The 23,083-nt window shown below is 62.6% G+C and carries 24 protein-coding genes; 10 read left to right on the top strand and 14 right to left on the bottom strand.

The features are described from left to right. The first annotated feature begins 25 nt into the window (after positions 1 to 25). From ACNQR1_RS00285 to ACNQR1_RS00275, 3 genes are all read left to right on the top strand, one after another. Complete coding sequence (locus ACNQR1_RS00285; RefSeq protein ID WP_418043177.1) at positions 26 to 865, top strand: SDR family oxidoreductase; 840 nt, start codon at positions 26 to 28, stop codon at positions 863 to 865. Positions 866 to 985: 120 nt separating this feature from the next. After that, a complete protein-coding gene (locus ACNQR1_RS00280) occupies positions 986 to 2,389 on the top strand; it encodes an IS1380 family transposase (RefSeq protein ID WP_025997282.1) in 1,404 nt (467 codons plus the stop codon). A gap of 212 nt (positions 2,390 to 2,601) precedes the next feature. Next, complete coding sequence (locus ACNQR1_RS00275; protein WP_418043176.1) at positions 2,602 to 3,222, top strand: TetR/AcrR family transcriptional regulator; 621 nt, start codon at positions 2,602 to 2,604, stop codon at positions 3,220 to 3,222. A 25-nt stretch (positions 3,223 to 3,247) separates the two neighbouring features. On the opposite strand, the gene ACNQR1_RS00270 is transcribed toward ACNQR1_RS00275, so the two are convergent. The 4 genes from ACNQR1_RS00270 to ACNQR1_RS00255 all read right to left on the bottom strand — a co-directional run bounded on the left by ACNQR1_RS00270 (position 3,248) and on the right by ACNQR1_RS00255 (position 7,077). Then, positions 3,248 to 3,844 (bottom strand): carboxymuconolactone decarboxylase family protein, encoded by a 597-nt coding sequence (locus ACNQR1_RS00270; RefSeq protein WP_418043175.1) that lies wholly within the window; start codon positions 3,842 to 3,844, stop codon positions 3,248 to 3,250. A gap of 43 nt (positions 3,845 to 3,887) precedes the next feature. Further along, positions 3,888 to 5,345, bottom strand: coding sequence for an aldehyde dehydrogenase (locus tag ACNQR1_RS00265; RefSeq protein ID WP_418043174.1), 1,458 nt, complete (start codon positions 5,343 to 5,345; stop codon positions 3,888 to 3,890). 123 nt (positions 5,346 to 5,468) lie between these two features. Next, positions 5,469 to 5,816, bottom strand: coding sequence for a hypothetical protein (locus ACNQR1_RS00260; RefSeq protein ID WP_418043173.1), 348 nt, complete (start codon positions 5,814 to 5,816; stop codon positions 5,469 to 5,471). After that, positions 5,791 to 7,077, bottom strand: coding sequence for an aromatic ring-hydroxylating oxygenase subunit alpha (locus ACNQR1_RS00255; RefSeq protein ID WP_418043172.1), 1,287 nt, complete (start codon positions 7,075 to 7,077; stop codon positions 5,791 to 5,793). The genes ACNQR1_RS00260 and ACNQR1_RS00255 overlap by 26 nt, the downstream gene beginning before the upstream one ends. 168 nt (positions 7,078 to 7,245) lie before the next feature. On the opposite strand from ACNQR1_RS00255, the gene ACNQR1_RS00250 reads away from it, so the two are divergent. Further along, positions 7,246 to 7,836, top strand: a complete 591-nt coding sequence (locus ACNQR1_RS00250; protein WP_418043171.1) for a hypothetical protein — start codon at positions 7,246 to 7,248, stop codon at positions 7,834 to 7,836. Between the two features lie 131 nt (positions 7,837 to 7,967). On the opposite strand, the gene ACNQR1_RS00245 is transcribed toward ACNQR1_RS00250, so the two are convergent. Beyond that, the gene (locus tag ACNQR1_RS00245) at positions 7,968 to 8,723 is read right to left on the bottom strand and encodes an alpha/beta fold hydrolase (RefSeq protein ID WP_418043170.1); all 756 of its coding nucleotides are present in this window, start codon (positions 8,721 to 8,723) and stop codon (positions 7,968 to 7,970) included. Between the two features lie 70 nt (positions 8,724 to 8,793). Between ACNQR1_RS00245 and ACNQR1_RS00240 the strand changes: the two genes are divergently transcribed. Both ACNQR1_RS00240 and ACNQR1_RS00235 read left to right on the top strand, forming a co-directional pair. Next, a complete protein-coding gene (locus ACNQR1_RS00240) occupies positions 8,794 to 9,708 on the top strand; it encodes an SDR family NAD(P)-dependent oxidoreductase (protein ID WP_418043169.1) in 915 nt (304 codons plus the stop codon). 53 nt (positions 9,709 to 9,761) lie between these two features. Next, complete coding sequence (locus ACNQR1_RS00235) at positions 9,762 to 10,388, top strand: TetR/AcrR family transcriptional regulator (RefSeq protein ID WP_418043168.1); 627 nt, start codon at positions 9,762 to 9,764, stop codon at positions 10,386 to 10,388. A gap of 2 nt (positions 10,389 to 10,390) precedes the next feature. Here the strand turns inward: ACNQR1_RS00235 and ACNQR1_RS00230 are convergent, their stop codons facing one another. From ACNQR1_RS00230 to ACNQR1_RS00205, 6 genes are all read right to left on the bottom strand, one after another. After that, positions 10,391 to 11,287: an NAD(P)-dependent oxidoreductase gene (locus ACNQR1_RS00230; RefSeq protein ID WP_418050217.1), complete on the bottom strand. Its 897-nt coding sequence runs from the start codon at positions 11,285 to 11,287 to the stop codon at positions 10,391 to 10,393. A 13-nt stretch (positions 11,288 to 11,300) separates the two neighbouring features. Further along, the gene (locus tag ACNQR1_RS00225; protein ID WP_418043167.1) at positions 11,301 to 11,681 is read right to left on the bottom strand and encodes a carboxymuconolactone decarboxylase family protein; all 381 of its coding nucleotides are present in this window, start codon (positions 11,679 to 11,681) and stop codon (positions 11,301 to 11,303) included. 23 nt (positions 11,682 to 11,704) lie between these two features. Further along, positions 11,705 to 12,409 (bottom strand): SDR family NAD(P)-dependent oxidoreductase, encoded by a 705-nt coding sequence (locus ACNQR1_RS00220; protein ID WP_418043166.1) that lies wholly within the window; start codon positions 12,407 to 12,409, stop codon positions 11,705 to 11,707. Next, complete coding sequence (locus ACNQR1_RS00215) at positions 12,406 to 13,212, bottom strand: TauD/TfdA dioxygenase family protein (protein ID WP_418043165.1); 807 nt, start codon at positions 13,210 to 13,212, stop codon at positions 12,406 to 12,408. The genes ACNQR1_RS00220 and ACNQR1_RS00215 overlap by 4 nt, the downstream gene beginning before the upstream one ends. Positions 13,213 to 13,299: 87 nt before the next feature. After that, entirely contained in the window at positions 13,300 to 14,724 is a 1,425-nt protein-coding gene (locus tag ACNQR1_RS00210) for an aldehyde dehydrogenase family protein (RefSeq protein ID WP_418043164.1), read from the bottom strand. Positions 14,725 to 14,915: 191 nt separating this feature from the next. Next, positions 14,916 to 15,662 carry a TetR/AcrR family transcriptional regulator gene (locus ACNQR1_RS00205; RefSeq protein ID WP_418043163.1) on the bottom strand — a complete coding sequence of 249 codons (747 nt, stop codon included), beginning with the start codon at positions 15,660 to 15,662 and terminating at the stop codon, positions 14,916 to 14,918. Between the two features lie 222 nt (positions 15,663 to 15,884). Here ACNQR1_RS00205 and ACNQR1_RS00200 point away from each other — a divergent pair, with 222 nt between their 5' ends. The 4 genes from ACNQR1_RS00200 to ACNQR1_RS00185 all read left to right on the top strand — a co-directional run bounded on the left by ACNQR1_RS00200 (position 15,885) and on the right by ACNQR1_RS00185 (position 20,307). Next, on the top strand, positions 15,885 to 17,240 hold the full coding sequence (locus ACNQR1_RS00200; RefSeq protein WP_418043162.1) for a hypothetical protein: 1,356 nt from the start codon (positions 15,885 to 15,887) through the stop codon (positions 17,238 to 17,240). Between the two features lie 31 nt (positions 17,241 to 17,271). After that, positions 17,272 to 18,741, top strand: coding sequence for an acyl-CoA reductase (locus ACNQR1_RS00195; protein ID WP_418043161.1), 1,470 nt, complete (start codon positions 17,272 to 17,274; stop codon positions 18,739 to 18,741). A 68-nt stretch (positions 18,742 to 18,809) separates the two neighbouring features. After that, positions 18,810 to 19,766, top strand: coding sequence for an aldo/keto reductase (locus ACNQR1_RS00190; RefSeq protein WP_418043160.1), 957 nt, complete (start codon positions 18,810 to 18,812; stop codon positions 19,764 to 19,766). Continuing rightward, a complete protein-coding gene (locus ACNQR1_RS00185; RefSeq protein WP_418043159.1) occupies positions 19,759 to 20,307 on the top strand; it encodes an SDR family NAD(P)-dependent oxidoreductase in 549 nt (182 codons plus the stop codon). The genes ACNQR1_RS00190 and ACNQR1_RS00185 overlap by 8 nt, the downstream gene beginning before the upstream one ends. A gap of 115 nt (positions 20,308 to 20,422) precedes the next feature. Here ACNQR1_RS00185 and ACNQR1_RS00180 read toward each other — a convergent pair whose 3' ends face one another. From ACNQR1_RS00180 to ACNQR1_RS00170, 3 genes are all read right to left on the bottom strand, one after another. Further along, entirely contained in the window at positions 20,423 to 21,826 is a 1,404-nt protein-coding gene (locus ACNQR1_RS00180) for an IS1380 family transposase (protein WP_011768002.1), read from the bottom strand. A 103-nt stretch (positions 21,827 to 21,929) separates the two neighbouring features. Then, positions 21,930 to 22,280, bottom strand: a complete 351-nt coding sequence (locus ACNQR1_RS00175; RefSeq protein ID WP_330221145.1) for a hypothetical protein — start codon at positions 22,278 to 22,280, stop codon at positions 21,930 to 21,932. Positions 22,281 to 22,300: 20 nt separating this feature from the next. Beyond that, entirely contained in the window at positions 22,301 to 22,678 is a 378-nt protein-coding gene (locus tag ACNQR1_RS00170) for a hypothetical protein (protein WP_074328210.1), read from the bottom strand. Between the last annotated feature and the right edge of the window lie 405 nt (positions 22,679 to 23,083).

Here is a 23,083-nt window from a genome sequence, read left to right as displayed (position 1 = left end):
CACTGGGTCGCCCAAGGTCACTGACATGGACGTCTCTGGCATCAACAATGACGCCGTCGTGGTGATCGGCGCCGGGACTGTGGGCGCGACCATCGCGCGGCGTCAGGGGCCCGGCAAGACAATCGTGCTGGCTGACCGCGACGAGGCAACGTTGCATGCGCTGGCTGGTGCGCTGGCCGACGAGGGGCATGAGGTCGTCGCCCGGGTCGTCGACATCTCGGTGCGTGACTCGGTGTGCGATCTGGCCCGTGTGGCCGCTGCCGCCGGGCGCATCAGCCAGGTCGCCATCGCCGTCCATGTGAGCCCGACGCATGCGCCCCCGGCAGAGATCCTCGCCGTGAACTTGCAGGGAGTCGGCGTCGCGCTGGAGGTGTTGAGCACCGTCGTATCGCGCGGCACCTCAGGTGTGGTCGTGTCTAGCATGGCCGGCTATCTCGCCGAGCCGTTGACAGCCGAACAAGAGCAGACGCTCGCCGCGGTGTGGGCCGATGAATTGCTGCTACTTGACTTCACTGATCCCGCCGAATTCAGCGACTCTGCCTCGGCGTATGCACTCGCCCATCAGTGCGTGCGCACGCTGGTTCAAGCAGCCGCGGTCCGGTGGGGCTGGCGGGGGGCGCGGGTCAACTCCATCAGCCGCGGTGCCATCGGACGTATGCCCGCCCGGCGTGACCCCGACGACATTAGCTCAGCCCTGCCCGGAACTGCTGGCCTGGCACGTTCGGCGACCCCGGATGACATCGCCGCGGCAGCAGCGTTCCTGTTGGGCTCAGAGTCAAGCTTCGTCACGGGTATCGACGTGTTTGTCGACGGTGGGGTAGTGGCCGCACTGCGCACCGACCAACTGACCCTCTTGGACGTCTAAGCCTCGATCCACCGATGTATCGGCTGGTCGCAGGGTGTCGGAATGAGGAAAGTGCCCTTTGAACTGGGAAGATTGGTGTTCTCGACGCACTAATCAGTCCAGGTCAGAAAGGCACTTCCGGTGAAAGTGTCCCATAGTTTCGCTGTGTCGTCGGCGGTCTTCGATGATGACCATCTCGTGTCCTGTGCTGGATTGGTCCCGGTGATGACCCTGGCGGCCCAGACTGCCTTGCCGCAGCTATTACGTGACAAGGTGGTCATTGCCGAGCCGAGGATCAAGTCCGGGGCGGCCAACCCGGCACCGAAGCTGAGCACAGTCATCGCGGGCATGTGTGCCGGTGCGGACTGCATTGACGATCTCGACCTGGTGCGGGCAGGTGGGATGAAGACACTGTTCGGCGGCGTGTATGCACCCTCGACCATCGGAACTTTGTTGCGCGAGTTTACTTTCGGACACGCCCGCCAGCTCGAATCGGTTTTGCGCGAGCACCTGGCCGGACTCTGCGCGCGGGTCGATCTGTTGCCTGGCGCCGACGAGCGCGCGTTCCTCGACATCGACTCACTGCTGCGTCCGGTCTATGGCCACGCCAAACAAGGTGCTTCCTACGGACACACCAAAATCGCGGGCAAGCAGATCCTGCGCAAGGGCCTGTCGCCGTTGGTCACCACGATCAGCACCGCCACGAGTGCGCCGGTGATCACCGGCGCCCGGTTGCGAGCCGGGAAGGCCAACTCCGGCAAGGGTGCGGCCCGGATGATCGCCCAAGCCGTCGCCACCGCCCGCACCGCCGGGGTCACCGGCCAGATTGTGGTGCGCGGCGATTCGGCCTACGGCAACAGCACCGTGGCCACAGCCTGCCGCCGCGCCGGTGCCCAGTTCTCGTTGGTGCTGACCAAGACCCGCGCCGTCGCTGCAGCCATCGAGTCCATCGACGAGAGCGCCTGGATTGCAGTGGAATACCCCGGAGCGGTCCGTGATCCCGACACGGGAGCCTGGATCTCCGATGCCGAAGTCGCCGAGACCACCTACACCGCCTTCACCTCCACCGACAACCCGATGACCGCCCGGTTGATCGTGCGTCGGGTCAAAGATGCCCGCTTTCCTGATGCGCTGTTTCCGGTGTGGCGGTATCACCCGTTCTTCACCGACACCGACGAACCCACCGTTGCGGCCGACATCACCCACCGCCGCCACGCGATCATCGAAACCGTGTTCGCCGACCTGATCGATGGACCCCTGGCTCACATGCCTTCGGGACGTTTCGGAGCGAACTCGGCGTGGATCCTGTGCGCCGCTATTGCCCACAACCTGCTGCGCGCCGCCGGCGTCCTGGCCGGTGGAGCCCACGCAGTCGCCCGGGGCGCCACACTGCGCCGCAAGCTCATCACCGTCCCCGCACGCCTGGTCCGACCGCAACGCCGACCCCTTCTGCACCTACCGAGCCACTGGCCCTGGGCTGACCACTGGCTTACGCTGTGGCGCAACACCATCGGCCACAGCCCACCACTCACCGCCACCACCTGACCACCTGGCCGAATAGGCCCCTACCGGAGCGCACAGGGAAAAGCTGGGCAGACCAGCGGTTACGTCACGCTCACAAGCCCACCAAACGACAACCAGCCACGGCAGACACATCAATCACTCAAGTCCACGGATCGAGGCTAAGCCGGCCCAATGGCACGCCGATACCCGACCAAGTCCAGACAAAGTAGCCGATCGAGTATATTTTGTTCTTTGTGACGACCCGCCGAGGTCGGCCGACACAGGCCGAAGCCAAAGAACTCGACGTCGCCGTCCGCAAGGCAGCGGTCGCGACGTTCGTCGAGTGCGGCTATGACGGCGCCACAATGGAATCGATCGCCAAGGCCGCCGGCGTCACCAAACGGTCCCTGTATGCGCGGTATCCGGACAAGCGCGCGGTATTCGTCGACGTCATCCCCTGGGCATTGTCACGTTTCGAGGCTCGTGCTGCCGAGATCGACAGCGGCGAGAACCTGGAAGGCGCACTGTTCGCCGTCGGCCGGGTCGCGCTGGAGCGGGCCGTTGACCCGCAGAACGTGCGCCTGGCACGCATTGCGATGAACGAGATCGGTCGCTTCCCTGAGTTTTCGGTGACAGCGGAGTCGATGATGTGGTCTGGTCGCCAGCGGGTGGTGACCGAACTGCTGCGCCGGTATCAGGCCGAAGGGGTGCTCAAAGTCGATGACATCGAACTGGCCGCCGAGCATTTCTTGGCCATGGTCGAAGCACTTCCGGGACGGTTTGCCGACTTCGGGATATTCCGGACCGCTGAGCAGAATGAGCGGCACCTGCAACAAGCGGTGAGCTTGTTTCTGAATGGGATACTCATCCATTGAGCCGCAACGGGATCTGCCATATTTGTCACGATGGCGACTCACGAACTCCGATCGCCTTACGGATGTCTTCGTCGAGTTCGACTTCAAAGCTCTGCAGCATCCAACCCAGAGTCTCGTAGGCCCCGACAGTGAAGATGACATCCAGGATCTGCCGAACGTCTAGGTGCTGTGACAGCGTCGAGAGGGTGTCGCTGTCTATCGCCCCGGCGCTGATCAGTTCATCGGTTGCTCTCAGCAGGGCGGCGTCGGACTCGGTCCAGATCGAGGCATCTGGACCCCAAGCGATCCAAGGGATTTCTTCGGCGCTAACACCGGCGTCCTGCCCGAGAACCAAGTGCTGAGCGAACTCGTATTCGGCACCGCGAACTGCCGCAGCGCGCAGGATCAACAGCTCACGTTGGCGCTCGCTCAACGTTGTGGCGCGCAGCAGGTGACCATTGAACGTGAAGAATGCCTTGGCCAGCGCAGGGTGGTGGGCGAGCATCCCCAGAATGTTTAGCGCTTTGGGTCCGTCTGGCCTGCGCGAGACGACGTAGCGTGGATTGGGTGGGGTCATCGCTGACATGGCGTCGCGCATTTCGACCGGCCATTGGTCGAGGGGCAACGGAGAGAAATGTGTCATCGCTGGCAATATCCGTTTCAGGTGCGCGCAGGGTAAATGGGGATCACTGGCTGGGCCGGGCGACCGAAGTCGACTGACTGTAGAGGTATCCGGCCAAGCCTTCGGGCCCAAGTTCGCGTCCGTAGCCGCTGGCTTTGACACCACCGAACGGCGCCAGCGGGTCCATGATGTAGCCCTGATTGATGCCGAAAGATCCGCTGCGCACGCGTGAGGCGACGCTGCGGGCATGGTCGATATCGGTGGTGAAGACCGCGCCGGCAAGCCCGTAGTCGGAGTCGTTGGCGATATCGACGCCCTCATCCTCGTCGCGATAGCCAATGACAGTCAGCACGGGACCGAAGATCTCTTCGCGGGCAATACGCATCTGATTGTGGGCCTGACTGAACAAGGTGGGCCGCACATACCAGCCGTGTGTCAGGTTGGCGGGCATATCCGGGCCGCCGGTCACCAGCCGCGCACCTTCGCGGGTCCCTTCGTCGATGTAGTGGCGGACACGGGCTTGCTGGCGGGCACTCACCAGCGGCCCGATCTGCGTCGCCGCATCGGCGGGATCGCCCACAACCAGCGAATCCATTTCGGTGACAAACGCTTCCACGTACTCGGCTTCGCGCTCGGCGGGCACGAGAATCCGAGTGAGTGCATTGCAGACCTGTCCGCTGTTGGCCAGGCTGGCTTGCACGATGGCTTTGGCCGTAGTCGTGGGATCGGCGTCATCTAGGATCAGCGCCGCCGATTTACCCCCCAGCTCAAGGCTGGCAGGGGTCAGATGCGATGCGCAGGCCTGGGCGACGTGGCGGCCGGCATCAGTGGAGCCAGTGAACGACACTTTGTCGACACCAGGGTGACCCACAAGTCGGGCGCCTACTTCGCTGTCACCGGGCAGGAAGCTGACGACGCCTGCAGGCAGGTCGGCAGCCTCGATGATCTCGGCCAGAAGTCGTGCGTCCAGCGGTGATTCCGGGGCCGGCTTGACGATCACGGTGCAGCCCGCCAGCAATGCCGGAATAATCTTGCCCACGGTGAGGAACTGCGGCATGTTCCAGGGGACGACCGCGGCCACGACACCGACCGGGTGGCGGGTGATCGAGATGTCACCGCCGTAAAAGCCGGGACGCGACTCGTGCCACGGGTAGGTGGAGGCAACGTTGTTGAACGCCGCCATCAGCATCAACGGCAGCTGGACTTGTGCTCGTTTGGAGAAAGTGATCGGGGCGCCGATCTCGGCAGTGATCTGTTCGGCCATCTCGGCTCGGCGGTCTTTGTAGAGCCCGGCGACTCGCTGGATGGCTTCGATGCGTTCCTGGGGGGTCAGCCGCGGCCACGGCCCATTGTCAAACGCGGCGCGTGCAGCATTGACCGCGCTGTCCACATCGGCGGGCCCGGCGGCGGCCACCGATGCGATCGGGGCTCCTGTGTGCGGAGAGATGACTGAGATGCTGTTCGGCGTGCTCGGGGCGGTCCACTTTCCCGCGATGAACAGCTTGTCTTGAAGAGTCTGCACGCAATGTCCTTTGGTCTGATGTCCCCACAGTGGAGTTGTTCCGCAACACAGGTTTTCGACTATCGCCCAGCGAATCGGCCGGCTGGGCGCCGTTGACCGGCGGCCGATTCGATAGGTGCGCTGCTAGATCACCGGTTCCTGCAGGCAAGTCAGTGATGCCGCCCCGCTGTCGGGCACACGGGGTTGCTTCCATACTTCCACCGGAAAGGACACCGTGATCAATGACTGCATCAGATGCATGACGGTGCGGGCGGGATCGGGAAGCGCGGCAAGGTCGTAGCGGTCGATGAAGTCGAGTGCCTCACGCAGCCGGGGGAAGGCGGCTTCATAAAAGGCCTCCATTTCTGGCATCGACGATGCCAGACGTTTGGCGTACCGTTCCCCCTCGGTGGCCAGGTCCCAGTGCAGGAATGGTTCGAGCTCGGCGAATTGCTCGGGTAGGCGGCTAGTGAGTGTTTGTGGCGCAGCCATTTTCGTACTCCTTGACGTAGTCGTGTGCTGACTTGTGAAGCGCCCGTAGCAAGATTTCCTGGTCGCACAGGGGGAACTCGGCGATCACGCGGGATTGCAGCATTTTTTGGGTCGCCTCTAAGGTGTTGGCGTCCTGCAGTGCGAACTCCTTGAATGTCGCTACCGCCAGTTCCTGGGCAAGGCGCTGTTGGGCATTCTTCGGAGGGGCGAAGTAGAGGGTTCCTTCGAAGACGTGGCGATTCACTGCGGTGGGCCAGAAGTGATACGTCATGTACCAACCGGGTTCCCAAAACAGCAGCATGAAGTTGGGGAAGAAGTGGAACGAGTCGGTACCCCAGTGCTTGTAGCGGCCCGGGTTCAAACCGGGCGGCAATGGGTCCAGGCCGTCTACATCGGGCTTGTCCCAGGGGCCGAACAGCCCACTTCGCAAGATCTGGTCGATCGGCTTGACCATGTCCAGGTTCTTGGGTGGCGACTGGCCACCACCGGAGGACACCATGCCGTGCGGATGCGCCAGGTCGTAGTGGACCGCTTCGTACCCGTGCGCCATGATCTTGGCGGCTTCGTCCTTCGTGTATTGCTTGTTGTGCAGAACGGGCGCGTGATAAAACTCGGCGAATGCGTCGATGAAAAGCTTCCAGTTGCTACCGATTTCGGCGCTGTAACGGTAAACCTCGGTCATCTCGTGGTAGGGATAGCCCTCGATGCCCTTGGCTAAGGGCCCCAGGTAGTCAGCCAGCGGCGCGGCGTCCTGGTCGAGATTGATGAAGATGAACCCCTCCCACACTTCGCAGCGCACTGCCCGGAGGCCGAACTTCTCCTTGTCGAGGTCGAAGAACTCGCCTTCCTGCTGAACGAAGGCGAGGTCACCGTCGAGGCTGTAGCGCCAGGCGTGGTACTTGCAGGTGAACTGGCGGCAGGATCCCTTGACCTCTTCGTTGGGGAAGTCCTGCCACACCAACTTGTTTCCGCGATGCCGGCAGATGTTGTGAAACGCGCGGATGCCGCCCTCTCCGCTGTTGACGATCACCAGTGAGGTTTCCAGAACTGCGATCTCGCGAGTGAAGTAGCTGCCCTTCTTGGCGACCTGCTCTAGGCGGCCGACGTTGAGCCACGTTCGCTTGAAGATCGCCTCGCGTTCCTTCTCGAAATGTGCAGGGTCGATGGAGTCGGTGTAGTCGACCGGTGCGGTACCCAGTTCTGGATAGTTCTGGGTCCAGCTACCCGCGCCTGGTTTTGCAAAGTACTGCGCCGTTTTCATGGATAGGCACCTCTCATACCGATGGGGCCGGGTTGCTGCGGCTCCCAATGGCCGATGGGACTGACAGCAGACGCTTGTCAAATATACGAATACGTGTACTTAGGGGTACGTTACGGGTACATTTTTGTCAAGACAGCGAGCGCTTGGTGTCAATTGGATTGGAGTGTCATGTCAGTTCACGTTCTCGGTCTCGACCGCCCGGTGGGTCTGGCGCCTGTGGCCGATGCGCGAGTCCATGCCAGACATCGAGACCTCCGGTTCCGCTTAGCGGTGCTGGCGCATTCGGTGCAGGAGGCGGTGGAGTCTGCCGGTGGATTGATCTGCGATCGGGCGATGAACGGCTGGCATGTGACTGTTGTGGCCACCGATCTGCGTCACGCCAATTCGATGCAGATCCTGGGTGCCGACGTCGTCGACTTCAATGAAGCACTGAGCGTCCGCGGACGCGGCCCGCAGCCACACGCGCTGGCCTTATCGGTCGGGTTGTTGCGAGAGCAACCGCAGGTGCGCAACGAATTGATGGACACCATCAAGCAGGGTCGCACTGAAGTGGCCATGTGGGGCAGCGAATGGCCCTCTGAGATGGAGGGCCTCGTCACTTCCGTCGAACATCGCCTCACAGCCGCCGCACTCGCATTCAAAGCCCAGGCCTTGCTGGCTGGAGCAAACTCGACCGTGGCATCCCGAAATGAAGTGTTTCGCATGGGCCGAGTGTGTAGCAGCTCGCCCTGGCCGCAAGATTTGGCGCCCGCTATCTGATCATCGATGTCACCCCTACGTTCGGTCATCCCGTTCGGTCGTCCGCATCGCCATGGATGACCTCGACGAGCGAAAGCCGCCAGAACCGAAAAGTCCACCGGCTGACTTGGACGTTCTGAGGCCAATGCTGGCTAATCGCTGGCCTCGATGCTGAGCCGCCATCGGTGCAGCAGGATCGCCGCCAATTCGCCGGGCCGGCTGATCATTGCGTCGTGACAAGTGTCGATCTCCACGACGTTGTCGACGCCGCCGAGTGCGGTCATGGCTCTCTGCTGTCGCCGCACCGACAACGCGCGGTCACGTCGCGTGAGTATCCAGGTGATCGGGACACCTTTGGGAACATCGATATCGGCGGCCGGTTCGACCAGGACTCGCAATGCTTCCAAGTGCAGCCGGGATTGTGCGAATCGCCTTTGCGTCCTGGTCATTCCGTTCCAGAACGCGATACGCGCGAACGGGTAGGGCAGCGGAAAAGGACGTCCCAGGGCCACTGCGACCCGGGCCAGCCAGCCCAGCGGGCCGCCCATCGTTTCGGCAACCGAGGACCCCGGTGCCGGGACAAACGCGGCAATGCAGATCAGCTCGCGTACAAACGGATAGCCAAGTCGTGCGGTGACCCGGGGCGCCGTGAGGCCACCCATCGAATGCGCGACGATCACGACACTGACGAATCCCATCTCGCCTACGTCAGCCACGACGGAGTCGACGAAGTCCTCGACTCCCAGTTGCGTCAGTTCGCCGGGTTTGGCGCCTCGCCCGGGAAGGTCAACGGCCAGTACCGGCAATTCCGGCGCCTGACGACGCAACTCGGCAATCGTCAGATCCCAGCAGTCCGCAGCGTGGGCACCGCCATGAATGAGCACCAGCGCGGGTAGGGAGCGGTTCACAGATCAAAAAATACACCCATAGGTATATTTATCTCGTTGGATCAACCACTCACAGGGAGTCTTGAGTCTCATGAGCAGATGGGCGGCAGCCGATATCCCCAGCCAGCACGGCAGGGTCGCGATCGTCACCGGCGCCAATACCGGCATTGGCTTCGAGACGGCGGCGATTCTTGCCTCCCACGGCGCCCGTGTCGCACTTGCGGTACGCAACAGTGACAAAGGAACCGATGCACGGCGAAGGATCCAGCAGCGTCATCCGCAGGCCGACATCGCCGTCATCGCACTGGACCTGACATCTTTGGCCTCGGTCCGCGGAGCAGCCGACGACATCAACTGCCGGTATCCGAAGATTGATCTGCTGATCAACAATGCGGGCGTCATGTTGACTCCCGCGGCGAGGACCGCCGACGGTTTCGAACTGCAATTCGGCACCAACCATCTCGGGCACTTTGCCCTGACCGGACTGCTACTGGGCCGCATGACTACGGTGCCGGGCTCTCGGGTTGTCACCGTGAGCAGTCTGGGCCACCGAGTCAAGGCCGATATCGACTTTTCCGATTTGCACAGCCAACGTTCCTACGACCGGATGACCGCCTACGGTCGCTCCAAACTCGCCAATCTGCTGTTCACCTACGAACTGCAGCGAAGGTTGCATCGAGCCGAGGCATCGACGGTCGCAACGGCAGCGCACCCGGGTAGCGCGCGCACCGAACTGGTCCGCCATTCGCCGCGCTGGATCAAGCTCGGTCTAAAGGCCGTAGAACCAGTGATGTACCAATCGGCAGCGATGGGGGCATTACCCACCCTGCGAGCGGCAACCGACCCGACCGCCGACGGCGGTGAGCTGTTCGGACCCCGCGGGTGGGCCCAGCAACGTGGCTACCCGAAGGCCGTCACCTCCTCCGCGCAGTCCTACGACTTGGATACCGCGCGGCGGCTATGGGAGGCGTCCGAAGAATTGACCGGGGTGCACTACGCACTCTGAATCGAAGTCCCAACAAACATGGGCGAAAGTACACCGGGCAGTACATTAAAAATATGGCGACAACACGGCGGGGCCGGCCCACACAGGCCGAAGCCAAAAAACTCGACCAGACAGTCCGCGAGGCGGCCGTCGCGAGCTTCCTGGAGTCCGGCTACGACGGGACGACAATGGAGGCCATCGCCAAAGCTGCGGGTATCACCAAGCGCTCGCTGTACGCGCGCTACGCCGACAAACGCGCCGTGTTCGCTGATGTGATTCCCTGGGCGCTCTCGCGCTACGAGGCAAGCGGTGACGATACGGTTCCCGACGACGAGGACCTGGAAACCGCGTTGGTCAAAATCGGGCGCATTGCACTGAAGCGGGCAATCGATCCGCAGAACGTCCGACTGACGCGCATCGCAATGAACGAATCTGCACGCTTTCCCGAGTTCGAGATCACTGCTGATTCGATGAGCTGGTCAGGTCGTCATCGCGCTGTCGTGGAGATCCTGCGTCGCGCCGAAGCAAAAGGCGCGGCCAAAACCGACGATATCGAACTCGCGGCGGAGCACTTCCTGGCGATGGTCGAACTTGTTCCTGGCCGATTGGCGGACTTCGGCTTCTATCGATCTAAACGTCAGGAGGAGCGCCACCTCAAAGCGGCGGTGAAGCTGTTCCTGCGCGGCATCGAACCTCGGTAGGTCTACGGTTGCCCTCGCCCGTCAACGATCACACCGGCAGCGGCTTCGATCGGCTTCACGATCGCGGTGAAGTCGGACGCGGCACCCTCTTGATCGAGGGTGTTTTCCCATTGTCGCGCAACCACATCGGCGAGTTCAGCCGGCGCCCCCAGCGCGGCGGCTTCGGCCAGGTATAAGCGCACGTCTTTGACCATCAAGCCGGTGGCGAACCCGAAATCGAATGTGCGGGGAAGCACCGCTTTGGGGAACTTGTCCCTGCTGGCATGAGTCGCTCCCGATCCTGCGTTGAGGACTTCGATCATCACGTTGGGATCAAGTCCGGCTTTGACTCCCATAACCATGACTTCGGCGGTTGCGGCCAGCGTCGCAGCGGCCATCAGGTTGTTGACCAGCTTCATTGTCTGCCCAGCGCCAGGCTGCAAGCCAACGAATATGGGCCGCCCCAGTGTCTGCAGAATCATTGCGACAGTGTCGAACTCGGAGCGGGGACCTGCTGCCATGATGGCCAACGTGCCCTTTTGTGCGCCGGAGATACCGCCGCTGACCGGGCAATCCAGCATGGCGATGTTGTGATTGGCCAGGACGGCCGAGACCTGTTGAGCCATCTGGGCCCCGATGGTCGACAAGTCGATGAAGCGACGGACTCGGCTGCCGTGCATGACACCATCGGTGCCGGTTGCGACGTCGCATGAGGCCTGCAGTGACGGCAGGCTTGCCAGCACGGTTTCGGCATGATCGGCGACTTGTCGGGGGGAGGTGCAGGCGCGAGCACCCAGCGCTACGGCCTGACGTATCGATTCGGGTTGTGTGTCAAAGACAGCGACGTCGTTGCCGGCCTCCAAGAGGCGGGTGACCATGGGAAAGCCCATGTGGCCCAGACCGATAAAACCGATGCTCACTACAGCCCGCCTTTCATGTGCTTTCGATCTCGGCGAAGGCCTCGCGCGCGATCCGGAAGCTGTCGACTGCCGCCGGAACACCGGCATAGATCGCTACTTGCAGGAATACCTCGCGGATTTCCTCGCGCGTCACTCCATTGTTGAGCGCCCCTTTGATGTGGGTGCGCAGCTCGTGTGGCCGGTTGAGTACCGAAATCATGGCCAGATTGAGCATGCTGCGGGTCTTCAATGACAGACCGTCGCGGCCCCACACCGCACCCCAGCAGTACTCGGTTACCAAATCCTGCAAAGGCTTGTTGAACTCGTCGCCGCCAGCGGCTGCAGTGCGCACGTAGCTCTCCCCAAGAACCTGGGTGCGAATTTGGTGGCCTTTGTCGTAGGTGTCCTGATCCATCGGGCTTCCTTCGTTAGGTGCTGTCAGGTATTCCGGCCGCCGTTGACACCCAGAATCTGGCCTGTGATGTAGCCAGCATCTTCGGATACAAGGAATGCGCACGCGGCGGCAATGTCGTCCGGTTGGCCGACCCGACGCACCGGGGTGCGCTCGATGATCTCCTCGACCGTGCCGCCGAGCAGACCCTTGCCCTCGGCCTTGCGCAGCATGGGGGTATCCACGAAGCCAGGAGGCACCGCGTTGACGGTGATGCCGCGGGGGCCATATTCGAGCGCCAGGCTCTTGGTGAGCCCGTTGACGGCCGACTTGGCTGCCACGTAATGCGCCATGTGGGCCACCCCAGAATGGGTACTCGACGACGAGATGTTGACGATACGTCCCCAGCCGGTCTCGACCATGTCCGGTAGCGCCGCCTGGACGCAGTGGAAGACGCCGTTGAGGTTGACGTCGATCACCTTTGACCAGAGCTCGAAGGTGAGGTTCGAAAAACGTTTGTAGCCTTCCAGTCCCGCTGCGTTCACCAAGATGCCGATCGGGCCTAGATCCGCACGGATTTTGGTGAAAACGGCGGCGACTTGTGTGGGATCGGTGACATCGGCCTGGTAGCTGAACTCGGCCTCGGTGGGATTGAGGTCCAGGATCGCCACGTTATGACCATCAGCTTGCAGGCGACGCGCAATTGCCGCACCGATGCCGGACGCGCCGCCGGTCACCGCGGCGTTTTTCACTGCCAAGGTTCGTCGCCGGCGATAGTGGTCCGATGCATGGTGCGTTCCGAGGACGGGTCGTACGGCAGAGCGCGATGCAGCATGCCGGTGTTGTCCCAGATGACCACGTCGCCCACGGACCACTCGTGGCGGTAGCAGAACCTGTCCTGGGTGGTCCAGGCGAGCAGCTCGTCGAGTAGCTCGCGGCTCTGCGCGGCGTCCATGCCCACAATGTGGTCGGCGGTGGCACCGATTACCAGTGAGCGCCGGCCGTCCTTGCGGTCCCACACCAGTGTGCTCTCGTGGGATGGGACTGTGCGCCATCCCGCCAGTTCCTTGTCTGTGGGATTGGGTTTCACGAGGCGCTGGGCTGCCTCGAAGCTGTGCACCACCCGCAGCCCTTCGTAGCGTTTGCGTTCGTGCTCGGGCAGGTTCTCATATGCCGCATAGGTATTGGCGAATTCTGTTCCGCCGCCAACCATCGCGACGTGGCGGGCAGTGAGCATAGTGGCTTTGGCAGGCACGGCGTTGGTGGTGTCGTCGATGTGCCAGCAGAATGTGCCCTTGAGGTACTCGGCTGCCGCGTTCTTCGTCGGATCCAGCGAGACGGTGAAGATTTCCTTGCCCCCGGGCGCCAAGACCTCGCCGAGTCTGCGACTCAACTTCAGTTGTTCTTCATCACCGAGATCGGCGCCGCGGATGAGCACCACGCCGCGCCATTTGAGTGCTTCGCGGATCTGAGCAACGGTGGCGTCGTCGAGGAGGTCACCGAACTCAACGAGCTCGGCGCCCAGTTCGGCGCTCAGTGCAGTCGTCTGGGCCATGCGATCGTTCCTTCCAATTGCGTACGTTGCGGTGAGACGATGAGCGGCGGTGAAGCAGAGACGTACCGGGGTGCGGCGACAAGCGCGTCACAGTTTGACCACCACAGTCTTGGTGGCCGTGACCGCATCGAGGGCTTCGATCCCTTTTTCTCGTCCGTATCCGGATTTCCGGAATCCACCGAAAGGCAGTTCGACGCCTCCGCCTGCACCGTAGGTGTTGACGTAGACCTGTCCGGCGACGAGCTCAGCTGCCAGACGATGCGCTCGGGAAAGATCACGGGTCCACACAGCGGCCAGCAGCCCATACTGCGTCCCGTTGGCCAGCGAAATCGCCTCATCTTCGTCAGTGAAGGTGTTCACTGTCACCACAGGTCCGAAGATCTCCTCCTGAGCAATGGCAGACTGCGGGTCGACACCGTCGATCAATGTCGGCGCAAAGAAAGCGCCGGTGCCAAGCATGGTGTCGTCGGGTGGTGTTCCACCACAAAGGATTTCGCCCTTAGTGAGATCGGAAACCATACCGATGACGCGAGCCTGCTGCTTGCGTGAGATCAACGGGCCCAGGTCAGGGTCCTCGACGCCACGACCAAGGCGGACACGGGTGAAGCGCTCCAAGACCTTCTCGACCACCTGGTCGTGAACGGAAGACTCGACCAGCAGACGGGAGCCCGCCGAACAGGTCTGGCCGGCATTTTGCAGGATCGCCTTGGCGATGAAGTCTGCTGCAAGGTCCAAGTCGGCATCGGCGAACACGATCTGTGGTGACTTGCCGCCCAGTTCGAGCACGGCAGGAATGACCCGGTCGGCGGCGGCATGAGCGATCTGCGAGCCGACACGTGTGGAGCCGACGAACCCGATCGAGTCAACGTCTGGATGCGCAGCCAATGCGGCGCCTGCCTCCGCGCCGATGCCGGTGACCACATTGAAGACTCCGTCCGGCAGCCCCACCTGTGTCGCCAAGCGTGCGAATTCAACTGCCGTCCGGGGAGTTTCGTCAGCCGGCTTGGCGACCACCGCGTTGCCCGCGGCGATCGCCGGCGCCACCGCGCGGGCCATCAACTGCATCGGATAGTTCCAAGCCACGATGTGGCCTGTCACGCCAAGCGGTTCGCGGCGCGTGTAGACGTGCAGATCCTCTGTCAAAGGGATGGTTTGTCCGTAGTAGCTATCGATGGCGTGGGCGTAGAAGCGAAAGTAGCGTGAGGCCACCGTGGCGTCTGACTTTGCCTGGCTCAGTGGCTTGCCAGTGTCTTCACTCTCGGCGCGAGCAAGGGCCGCGCGATTTGCGTCGATCGCATCCGCGAGGCGAACAAGCAGATCAGCGCGCTGCGCGGGGGCCGTCTTCCTCCAGCTCCACGCTGCGGCCCGCGCGGCTCGGACTGCCTGGTCGACTTCGTCGGCGCCACCTCGGGCCACAGCGCCCAGTGAGAGCGAGGTAGATGGATCGACATTGTCGTAGACCTCGGCAGAGGGCACAGAGCCGCCATTGATGAACGATTCTGTAACTGCCATCGATACCTCACGAATCCTTCGTCGTGGTCGGGATGTTTCCCTCGCCGCATTGACATCTGGTGCGAGGAGCCTTCTTCATAAGTACACAGAACCGTATACTTTGTCAATGGAAGCTCGACTTGTCGAGCCGTGGGCCGAGCTCCCGATGCACTCCTTGGCTCAGGCGACGGATGTTCGTGACTTCGATCCGACTACACACCGTCATGCTGTCGCGCGGTCGGGCGCGGCTTGGGCGCGGTCGAGCCGACCTTTTTGACACGGCGCGCCGGTGGGTGCTGATGCGCGGCCGGGGCGCTGGTGGATTGGGGTGTGACTGCTCGGAGAAACAGCTTGACGGCGTACTGCAAGTGTCGCTCGGCCTGAGCGTCGCTGCGGAATATGCCGAACTCGGCCAATCTGGAGGGAAGGGCTTCAACGAGGGCGAGGAAATGTTCGGCGGCGAGTTCGAGTTCCTCGGGGTCGATCTCGATCTCGCCGATCTCGACGTGCCGCCGCAATAGGTCCATGACCGCACGTAGGCGCGGCGACCACCGCATAGTTTCGCCGCTGACTGCAAACTCGGGGAAGCGGGCGGATTCATTCATGGCGATGCGCTGCAGACGCACAATCTGCGGATTGGTGCTCCATTCCAGTGCTTTGTGGGCGATATCGGTCAGCGATTCGCGTAGATCTCCACTGTCGATCCAGGCCATCGTGTCATGGTGATCGTGACGTGACATCGCCCATGGAATGACATCGGCGAACACCGCGCGTTTGTCGGAGAAGCGCGAGTAGAGCGTCTGCTTCGTGATGCCTGCCGCGCGTGCGATCGCTTCCATGGATGTGCCGTCGTAGCCGTATTCGAGGAACGTTTGGAGTGCGGCTTCGCGCAGTTGCTGATCGAGACGTTTGACCTCGGCCTGTGTGGGCCGGCCTGGGCGGCGATTCGTCGGGGCCATGATCTGGCGATTCTATCTAACTAGACGAAGTAGTATGCTTACCTAGCATCTAGACGGTTGCGTATGATTTCTCGACTTGCCACCCTGCATCCGCAGGCGGCGCCTCCGGTGCAGGTTGACACAATCATACGGGTGCGTTTAGTTTAAAACTATACGAATCCGTACGTTTTCGGATTAGGTGACGATCGGAGATAAGTAATGCCAACGCTGGATCCTCGCAATGTGGCCGCTTGGACCGAACAGCCCTACGAGGATCTTCTGGCGTTATCCGGTAGCGACGTGGAAGGTGTTCAGCGCCAGGCGCTTGCGCATCGGTTCGACACGCTCCGGCCGTCGGTGGAAGCTCTGGACAAGCTGGCTTCCCGTCAGGGGGTCGACACGGTCGCGCAGATCGACGATGTCGTGCCGGTGCTGTTCGACCATCGTGTCTACAAGAGCTATCCGCTCAGCCTCGTCGAGAAGCGGCAGTTTCCCCGCCTGAGCGCCTGGTTGGACCGGCTGACGTCCCACGACCTGAGATCGATCCCACTCGATGGTGTGGATTCAGTGGATGGCTGGCTCGCCCGACTGGACGAGCACGGAATGATCATGGGGCACTCCACCGGAACCACCGGCAAGCTCAGCTTCATTCCGCGCTCCCGGCAAGAGTGGCCGGCCTGGTGCAACGCCTACTTCGAATGCATGCGCGCCACGGTCGGTGTGGACTTGCGCAAAGTGCAGATCCCGTCGATCGCGACCGGTTACCGCTCAGGACATCAGATGATGACTAAGATGGGCGCGCTTTTTGCAGCCGAATCCGCCGGTGGGGATGCAAACCGTCACATGCTCTACGACTACCCGTTGTCCTCGGATCTCTTGTCGCTGGCGGGTCGTTTGCACGCCGCCGAGGAACGCGGTGAACTCGACCAGCTCGAGATTGACCCGCGCATTCTGCAGGAGCGCCAGCACCTCATCGAGGCCGCTCGTCACCGTGACGAGGACATGCAGAACTGGTTCGCCAAACTCGCCGTCGAGTTCCGTGGGCAGCGGGTGATGGTGGGCGGCACCGCCGCCGATCTGGTGCGCCTGGCCATGAAGGGCAAAGGGGAAGGGGTGGTCGCCGACTTCGGGCCCGATTCGATCCTGGTCTCCGGTGGCGGCATGAAGGGCTTCAAGGACGCCCCGGACAACTGGCGCGAATTGCTGATGGACTTCTTCAACGCCAACCGGATTCGCAGCATGTATGGCATGAGCGAGACCATGGTCAACGCCCCGCAGTGCGAGGCCGGCTTCTTCCACGTGCTGCCCTACGTCATCCCGATCATCCTTGACGAGGAAGCCAATCCGCTGCCGCGGCACGGCGTTCAGACCGGGCGGATGGCGCTGTACGATCTGCTGGCCGAAACCTATTGGGGCGGCTTTATTTCCGGCGACAAGGTCACCGTGCACTGGGATTCCTGCGAGTGTGGGTGGAACAGTCCCCGCGTCGCCCCGGACATCGTGCGGTTCTCCGACATCGTCGGTGGTGAGGACAAGATCACCTGCGCGGGAACGGCCAAGGCCTACAACGACTTCATGGACTACGTCTCTGGCGCCTGACCACCCGCCCTTGTTAGCGAAGGATCATCTCGTGACCAACACGGCAGCACCCGAGACCCAGGTACTCGACATCCCGATCATCATCCGCGGCCGCATCATCGAACCCGGCGACGATGCCATCGAATTCGGCGGCCGCGTCGGTGCGCGGTTCCGCCAGCCCGACCCGCAACACCACGTCAAAGACCTCGTTCTTGCCGACGCCGGCGCCCTGCGCGACCTGCACGACACCCCAGTCGACGAGATCATCGACTTCCTGGCCGAACTGGGCAAACGGCTGACCCCGGACGCCCCGCTGATGCAGACCGCGTTCCGGTTGGCCGCCGAAGCCGGCGACATGACTGAACCGGTACTGGCACCGATCTATGAAGACCTGCCCTACCTGTTTCATCCGGATCGACTGTCCGGAATGATCGAAGCCACTATCGGCAAGCGGTACCTGGACGGCTGGGTAGAACGCGGTCAACCGGGGACCTCGGTGCTGCGGGTGCGCGCGATCGGAACCCGCCAGCTGCACATCATCGCCGGAAACGTGCCGATCACCGCGGCACTCACGGTCATTCGCGGTGCGCTGACCAAATCGGACTGTCTGATCAAGACACCGTCCAACGACCCGTTCACCGCCTCGGCCATCGTGCGGACCATGGTCGAGTTGAATCCGGACCATCCGGTCACCAAACACTTCGCGGTCGCCTACTGGAAAGGCGGCGACGAGGCGGTCGAGTCCAAGGTCATCCGGCCCTCGCGGATCGAGAAACTCACCGCCTGGGGCGGGATGGCATCGATGACCCACATCCAGAAATATCTGGTGCCCGGCATCGAGTTGATCGCGATGAATCCCAAGCTGTCGATCTCGGTGGTCGGCCACGAGGCCCTCGACGATCCCGACGCGATGGCCACCGCCGCCAAGGGTGTCGCGCTCAATGCCGGACGAATGAACCAAACCGCCTGCGCCAGCACACGTGTCGTATATGTCGAATGCGACGAGACCGAAGAGGACCTGGCCCGCTTGGAACAATTCGGTGAGGCCATCCACGGTGCTTTCCTGGCGCTACCGCCACACGAATCCACTGCCCCCAAGCGTCCCGACCCCGACCTGGAAGACGAGATGAGCGCTCTGGCCCTCGACGAGGAGTTCTATCGCGTCATCGGCGACAGTGCCAGCGCAGGCGTCGTGGTGTCCCGAACCGCCGAAGAACCTGTGGAGTTCGCCGACCGGCTCAACAACCGAGTGGTCAACCTTGTACCGGTGCCCGACATCACCAAAGTGCCCCGCTGGGTCAGTGAAGAGACCCAGACCGTCGGCATCTACCCTGAACGGTTACGCCTGCAACTGCGCGATGAACTGGCGCTGCATGGCGTACAGCGACTCATGCCGTTGGGCGAATCGATGACTCTGGCCGTGGCCGATCCGACCCAGACCTTCGGTCTGCCCCACGACGGCGGGGAACCGGACCGACGTTCGGTGCGCTGGGTGATCGACCAGTCCGTCGATCCGGTTTAAGGGCCGTCATGCACTACCGACGTCTGGGTGCCAGCGGACTATTTGTATCCGAATACTCATTAGGCGCAATGATTTTCGGCGCCGAAGGGTACGGCTGCGACGAGGATACCGCCACCAAACTCATCCGCCGCTACCTCGATGCAGGCGGCAATGTGATCGATACCGCCGACACTTACCGAGGATCCGAGCGGATCTGCGGCCGAGCCTTGCAGGGCCTGCGTGATCAGGTGGTGGTATCGACCAAGTTCGGAATGCCGGTAGGAGCGGGACCCAACGAACGCGGCGCCGGTCGGGTTCGGATCCGTGCGGCCTGCGAGTCCAGTCTTCGCCGGTTAGGTACAGATCGAATCGACCTGTACTGGCTGCACATCGACGACCTGGACACACCCTTGGAAGAAACGATCAGCGCGCTGCATGATCTCGTGCGCGCCGGCAAGGTTCTCTACCTGGGAATATCGAACCTGCGCGCCTATCGCGTCATGAAAGCACTCAACATGTGCGACCTGCTGGGGGGGCCGCGTTTCATCGCCTATCAGGGCGACTACAACCTGATGACCCGCGGTCTTGAACGCGAACACTTTCCACTATTGGCAGAAGAGAACCTCGGCTTCCTGAGCTGGAGCCCGCTGGCGGCAGGGATGCTGACTGGCAAGATCAGAGCCGATGATGACACTGAGCCGACGCGGCTAAACCAACGCTCGATTGCCGTCGACACTCTCCACAAGAACGACCACGGCTTCGCAGTAGCGGCTCTGGTCACCAAACTCGCCGGCCGAATCGGCTGTACACCAGCACAACTCGCCCTGGCTTGGCAACGAAGCCGACCAGTCGCCTCAGTAATCCTCGGCGCTAGAACCCTTGCGCAGCTCGACGACAACCTGGCATCCATTGACATCGATGTACCCCGAGATGTCCTCGAAGAACTAGACCTTGCCACCGCAGTTCCTCCCGAATACCCGGGTGCCTTCATCGCCACGGCTGACCGGTGGCTACAACGAAACATGACAGGGGCCGTCCATGCCTGAGATGTCGCCACAGAAAGTCGCCATTGTTACCGGCGGTGCATCAGGAATTGGCTTGGCGATCGCCGAACGCCTGGCCGCCGACGGCGCGCGCGTAGCCGTGTTCGACTTGGACGGTGTGGCTGCCAGGGAGGCAGCCGAGAAGATCAAGGCCACCGGCGCCATTGCCATCGGCGTCGCCGTCGACGTGTCGAACCGCGCACAAGTCCAAGCCGGAATCGATACCGTGCACCTGGCGTACGGACCGGTGACCATTCTTGTCAATAACGCTGGTATTGAAGGGTTCCAGTCTTTCCTGAAGATAGCCCCCGACACTTGGGACCGGCTCCTGGCGGTGAATCTGACCGGCACATTTCACTGCTGCCAGCTGGTGATCCCTGACATGATCGACTCCGGCTGGGGCCGCATCGTGAACATCTCGTCATCGAGCACACACGGTGGGCAACCGCTCATGGCCCACTACGTGGCCTCCAAATCCGGCGTGGTCGGTTTCACCAAATCGCTTGCGCTCGAATTCGGTCCTAAACCTCAATCCGTGGACTGACTTGAGTGGTGTGGTTCGACGGTGATTCTGACGGCGGTTTGTGGGGTGGGCAGGATGTAGCCGCTGGTCTGCCCAGCTTTTCCTGTGTGCTTCGGTGGGGCCTGTTCGGCGACGGTTAGACGGTTGCGGTAGCGGGTGGGCTGTAGCCGATGGTGTTGCGCCACAGGGTGAGCCAGTGCTCGGTCCAGGGCCAGTGGCTGGGTAGGTGCAGGATGGGTCGGCGTTGCGGTCGGGCCAGCCGTGCCGGGACGGTGATGATCGTGCGTCGCAAGGTGGCTCCCCGGGCCACTGCGTGCGCTCCACCGGCAAGCACACCGGCGGCGCGCAGCAGATTGTGGGCGATGGCCCCGCAGAGCACCCACGCGGAGTTGGCGCCGAATTGCCCGGAGGGCATGTGGGCCAAGGGGCCGGCGATCAGGTCGGCGAAGACAGTTTCGATGATCGCGTGTTGACGGTGGGTGATGTCGGCGTCGGCGGTTGGTAGGTCGGTGTTGGTGAAGAACGGGTGATACCGCCAGACCGGGAACAGGGCGTCGCGGAAGCGCGCATCTTTGACCCGACGTACCACCAGTCGGGCGGTGAAGCGGTCTGTGGTGGCCGCGAATGCGGTGTAGCTGATTTCGGCGACTTCGGCATCAGAGATCCACTCTCCGGTGTCGGGATCACGCACCGCGCCCGGGTATTTCACCGGTGTCCACGCCGCGTCGTCGATGGCGTTGATGGCCCGGTTGATCGCGCTGTTGCGGCCCATGACCACCGAGAATTGCGCACCATGGCGTCGGCAGGCGCCGACGACGGCGCGGGTGCCGTAGGACGAATCGCCGCGGACCAGGATCTGGCCGGTGACCCCGGCCGCTCGGGCCGTGGTGATGGCCTGGGCGACCATTCGACCGGCTCCTTTACCGGAGCCGGTCTTGCCGGCCCGCAGCCGCATCCCGGCGATCACCGGCGCCGCACCGGGGGTGCTGATCGTGGTCGCCAACGGCGAGAGTCCTTTGCGCAGGACCTGCTTGCCAGCGATTTTGGTGTGTCCGTAGGAGGCGCCTTGTTTGGCATGGCCGTAGACCGGTCGTAGCAGGGAGTCGATGTCGATGAACACACCGCTGTCGGATCCGGGTAGCAACTCAACGCGCCGGCAGAGGGCGGCCAAGTGTTCGCGCAGGACTGATTCGAGTTGGCGTGCGTGTCCGAAGGTGAACTCCCGCAACAGGGTTCCGATGGTTGATGGTGCGTACACATCGCCGAAGAGTGTTTTCATGCCCCCGGCCCGGACGATGTTGAGGTCATCAATGCTGTCGGCGCCGGCGCACATCCCGGCGATCACCGTGGCCAGCTTCGGTGCCGGATTCGCTGACCCGGATTTGATCTTCGGCGCGGGGATGAAGATCTTGTCAGCCAACAGATTCGGCAGGCCGGTCTGCTCAGCCAGTGTCATCACCGGCACCAGTCCGGCGCACGACACGAGATGATCCTCATCGAAGACCGCCGACGACGCAGCGAACCCGTGGGACACTTGCACTGGAAGTGCCTTTCTTAACTGGCCTGATTGATGCGTAGAGAACACCAATCCTCCCAGCTCAAGGGGCACTTTCCTTATATCGACACCCACCTACACAGGCAATTCATCGGTGGATCGAGGCTAAATGCGATGTGTCCGGGACCGCATTCCTGACGCGCGCAGGGCTGTCGGATGCGTGCTCGGTGAGGCTCTCAATGGGCTGTGGCACCGAACTGGGCGATGGCACCGAAGGCCGTGGCGGCACCTGCTGCGCCCGGTCCTCGCCCGCCGTAACCGGCTGGGCCTGCCGGGGGCCGGCCTTCACGGCCGCGGTCGTCGTCGTGGCCGACGCCGTAGCCAATTGCTCGCGGCCGTGGGCAAATGCGTTGGGCCGCTTGGGTCTAGTGAGTGACAGCAGGCACAGAGTCGCGTGCGCGATAGCGACGTCGATCACCGCCGGCCAGATCCACGACATGGACTCGCGAATACCCAGCATCACTGCGAAGGAGCGCAAAGCGTCGAACGAGAGCGCAAAGCGTCGAACGAGAGCGCAAACGAGCCCAGTGCCAATGCTGCCGTGAGCGCGAGCGCTACCCAATACACCCAGCCGACGGAACGGGCTCGCACCAGCCAAGTTGCCGAATGAGTCGCTGCCAGAAGAACTATCGGCGGTACCAAAGCTGCAAGTGCGGCCAGCCATCGTGTTTCGGACGGGGCGATGAGCAGCGCGTGTCCAACATTGCCGGCCAACGACATCGAGGCCGCAAGAATCAACCACCCCATGAAGAAGGTGCCGGCGCGGCGACGGTCGCCTTCTGCTGGGGCACCGCCAACCGGAGGCCGCTCAGGCGCGTATTGGTCCTGGAGACTCATGCATCGAGCCTATGGGCGCCGCCGATGCGCCTCGTGCACAATTTATCGCTTAGCTGGCACCACACAGCTCATCGAGCCGTGCGGACGCGGCCGTAGCTGCCACACCATCGGCCTGCGTGTACGTGCGATTGCGCAGCAACTCGATTTCAGTACGCCGCTCCGCGACATACTGCCGCGCGACGGATGCAGTAGTGGCTGGCTCGGCTGAAATCTGCGGCTCAAACAGGTCAAGGCCTTGGCGATCGCAGCGGTCCGATTCCCGATGTAGGTGTCGATATTCGGCGTCGACCAATCCCAGCCCGGAGGCAGCTGAGGGATAGCCGTCAGGGCGGCCTTAGTGGAAGGCCACGCCTCGCACGTCGAGCTGGTCTCGGTGGCGTTGCCCTGTGCTGGGGCATTCTGGGC

It is taken from the genome of Mycobacterium sp. 48b (assembly GCF_048282725.1).
Taxonomy (GTDB): domain Bacteria; phylum Actinomycetota; class Actinomycetes; order Mycobacteriales; family Mycobacteriaceae; genus Mycobacterium.
This window is presented reverse-complemented; position numbering and strand designations above follow the sequence as displayed.

Coding starts and splice junctions, on each gene's coding strand:
- ACNQR1_RS00285 (WP_418043177.1), top strand. CDS start 26: ATGGACGTCTCTGGCATCAACAATGACGCCGTCGTGGTGATCGGCGCC.
- ACNQR1_RS00260 (WP_418043173.1), bottom strand. CDS start 5,816: ATGGCTGCGCCACAAACACTCACTAGCCGCCTACCCGAGCAATTCGCC.
- ACNQR1_RS00185 (WP_418043159.1), top strand. CDS start 19,759: ATGCCTGAGATGTCGCCACAGAAAGTCGCCATTGTTACCGGCGGTGCA.
- ACNQR1_RS00205 (WP_418043163.1), bottom strand. CDS start 15,662: ATGGCCCCGACGAATCGCCGCCCAGGCCGGCCCACACAGGCCGAGGTC.
- ACNQR1_RS00240 (WP_418043169.1), top strand. CDS start 8,794: ATGAGCAGATGGGCGGCAGCCGATATCCCCAGCCAGCACGGCAGGGTC.
- ACNQR1_RS00170 (WP_074328210.1), bottom strand. CDS start 22,678: ATGAGTCTCCAGGACCAATACGCGCCTGAGCGGCCTCCGGTTGGCGGT.
- ACNQR1_RS00270 (WP_418043175.1), bottom strand. CDS start 3,844: ATGACACATTTCTCTCCGTTGCCCCTCGACCAATGGCCGGTCGAAATG.
- ACNQR1_RS00190 (WP_418043160.1), top strand. CDS start 18,810: ATGATTTTCGGCGCCGAAGGGTACGGCTGCGACGAGGATACCGCCACC.
- ACNQR1_RS00235 (WP_418043168.1), top strand. CDS start 9,762: ATGGCGACAACACGGCGGGGCCGGCCCACACAGGCCGAAGCCAAAAAA.
- ACNQR1_RS00255 (WP_418043172.1), bottom strand. CDS start 7,077: ATGAAAACGGCGCAGTACTTTGCAAAACCAGGCGCGGGTAGCTGGACC.
- ACNQR1_RS00250 (WP_418043171.1), top strand. CDS start 7,246: ATGTCAGTTCACGTTCTCGGTCTCGACCGCCCGGTGGGTCTGGCGCCT.
- ACNQR1_RS00225 (WP_418043167.1), bottom strand. CDS start 11,681: ATGGATCAGGACACCTACGACAAAGGCCACCAAATTCGCACCCAGGTT.
- ACNQR1_RS00175 (WP_330221145.1), bottom strand. CDS start 22,280: ATGTCGTGGATCTGGCCGGCGGTGATCGACGTCGCTATCGCGCACGCG.
- ACNQR1_RS00210 (WP_418043164.1), bottom strand. CDS start 14,724: ATGGCAGTTACAGAATCGTTCATCAATGGCGGCTCTGTGCCCTCTGCC.
- ACNQR1_RS00215 (WP_418043165.1), bottom strand. CDS start 13,212: ATGGCCCAGACGACTGCACTGAGCGCCGAACTGGGCGCCGAGCTCGTT.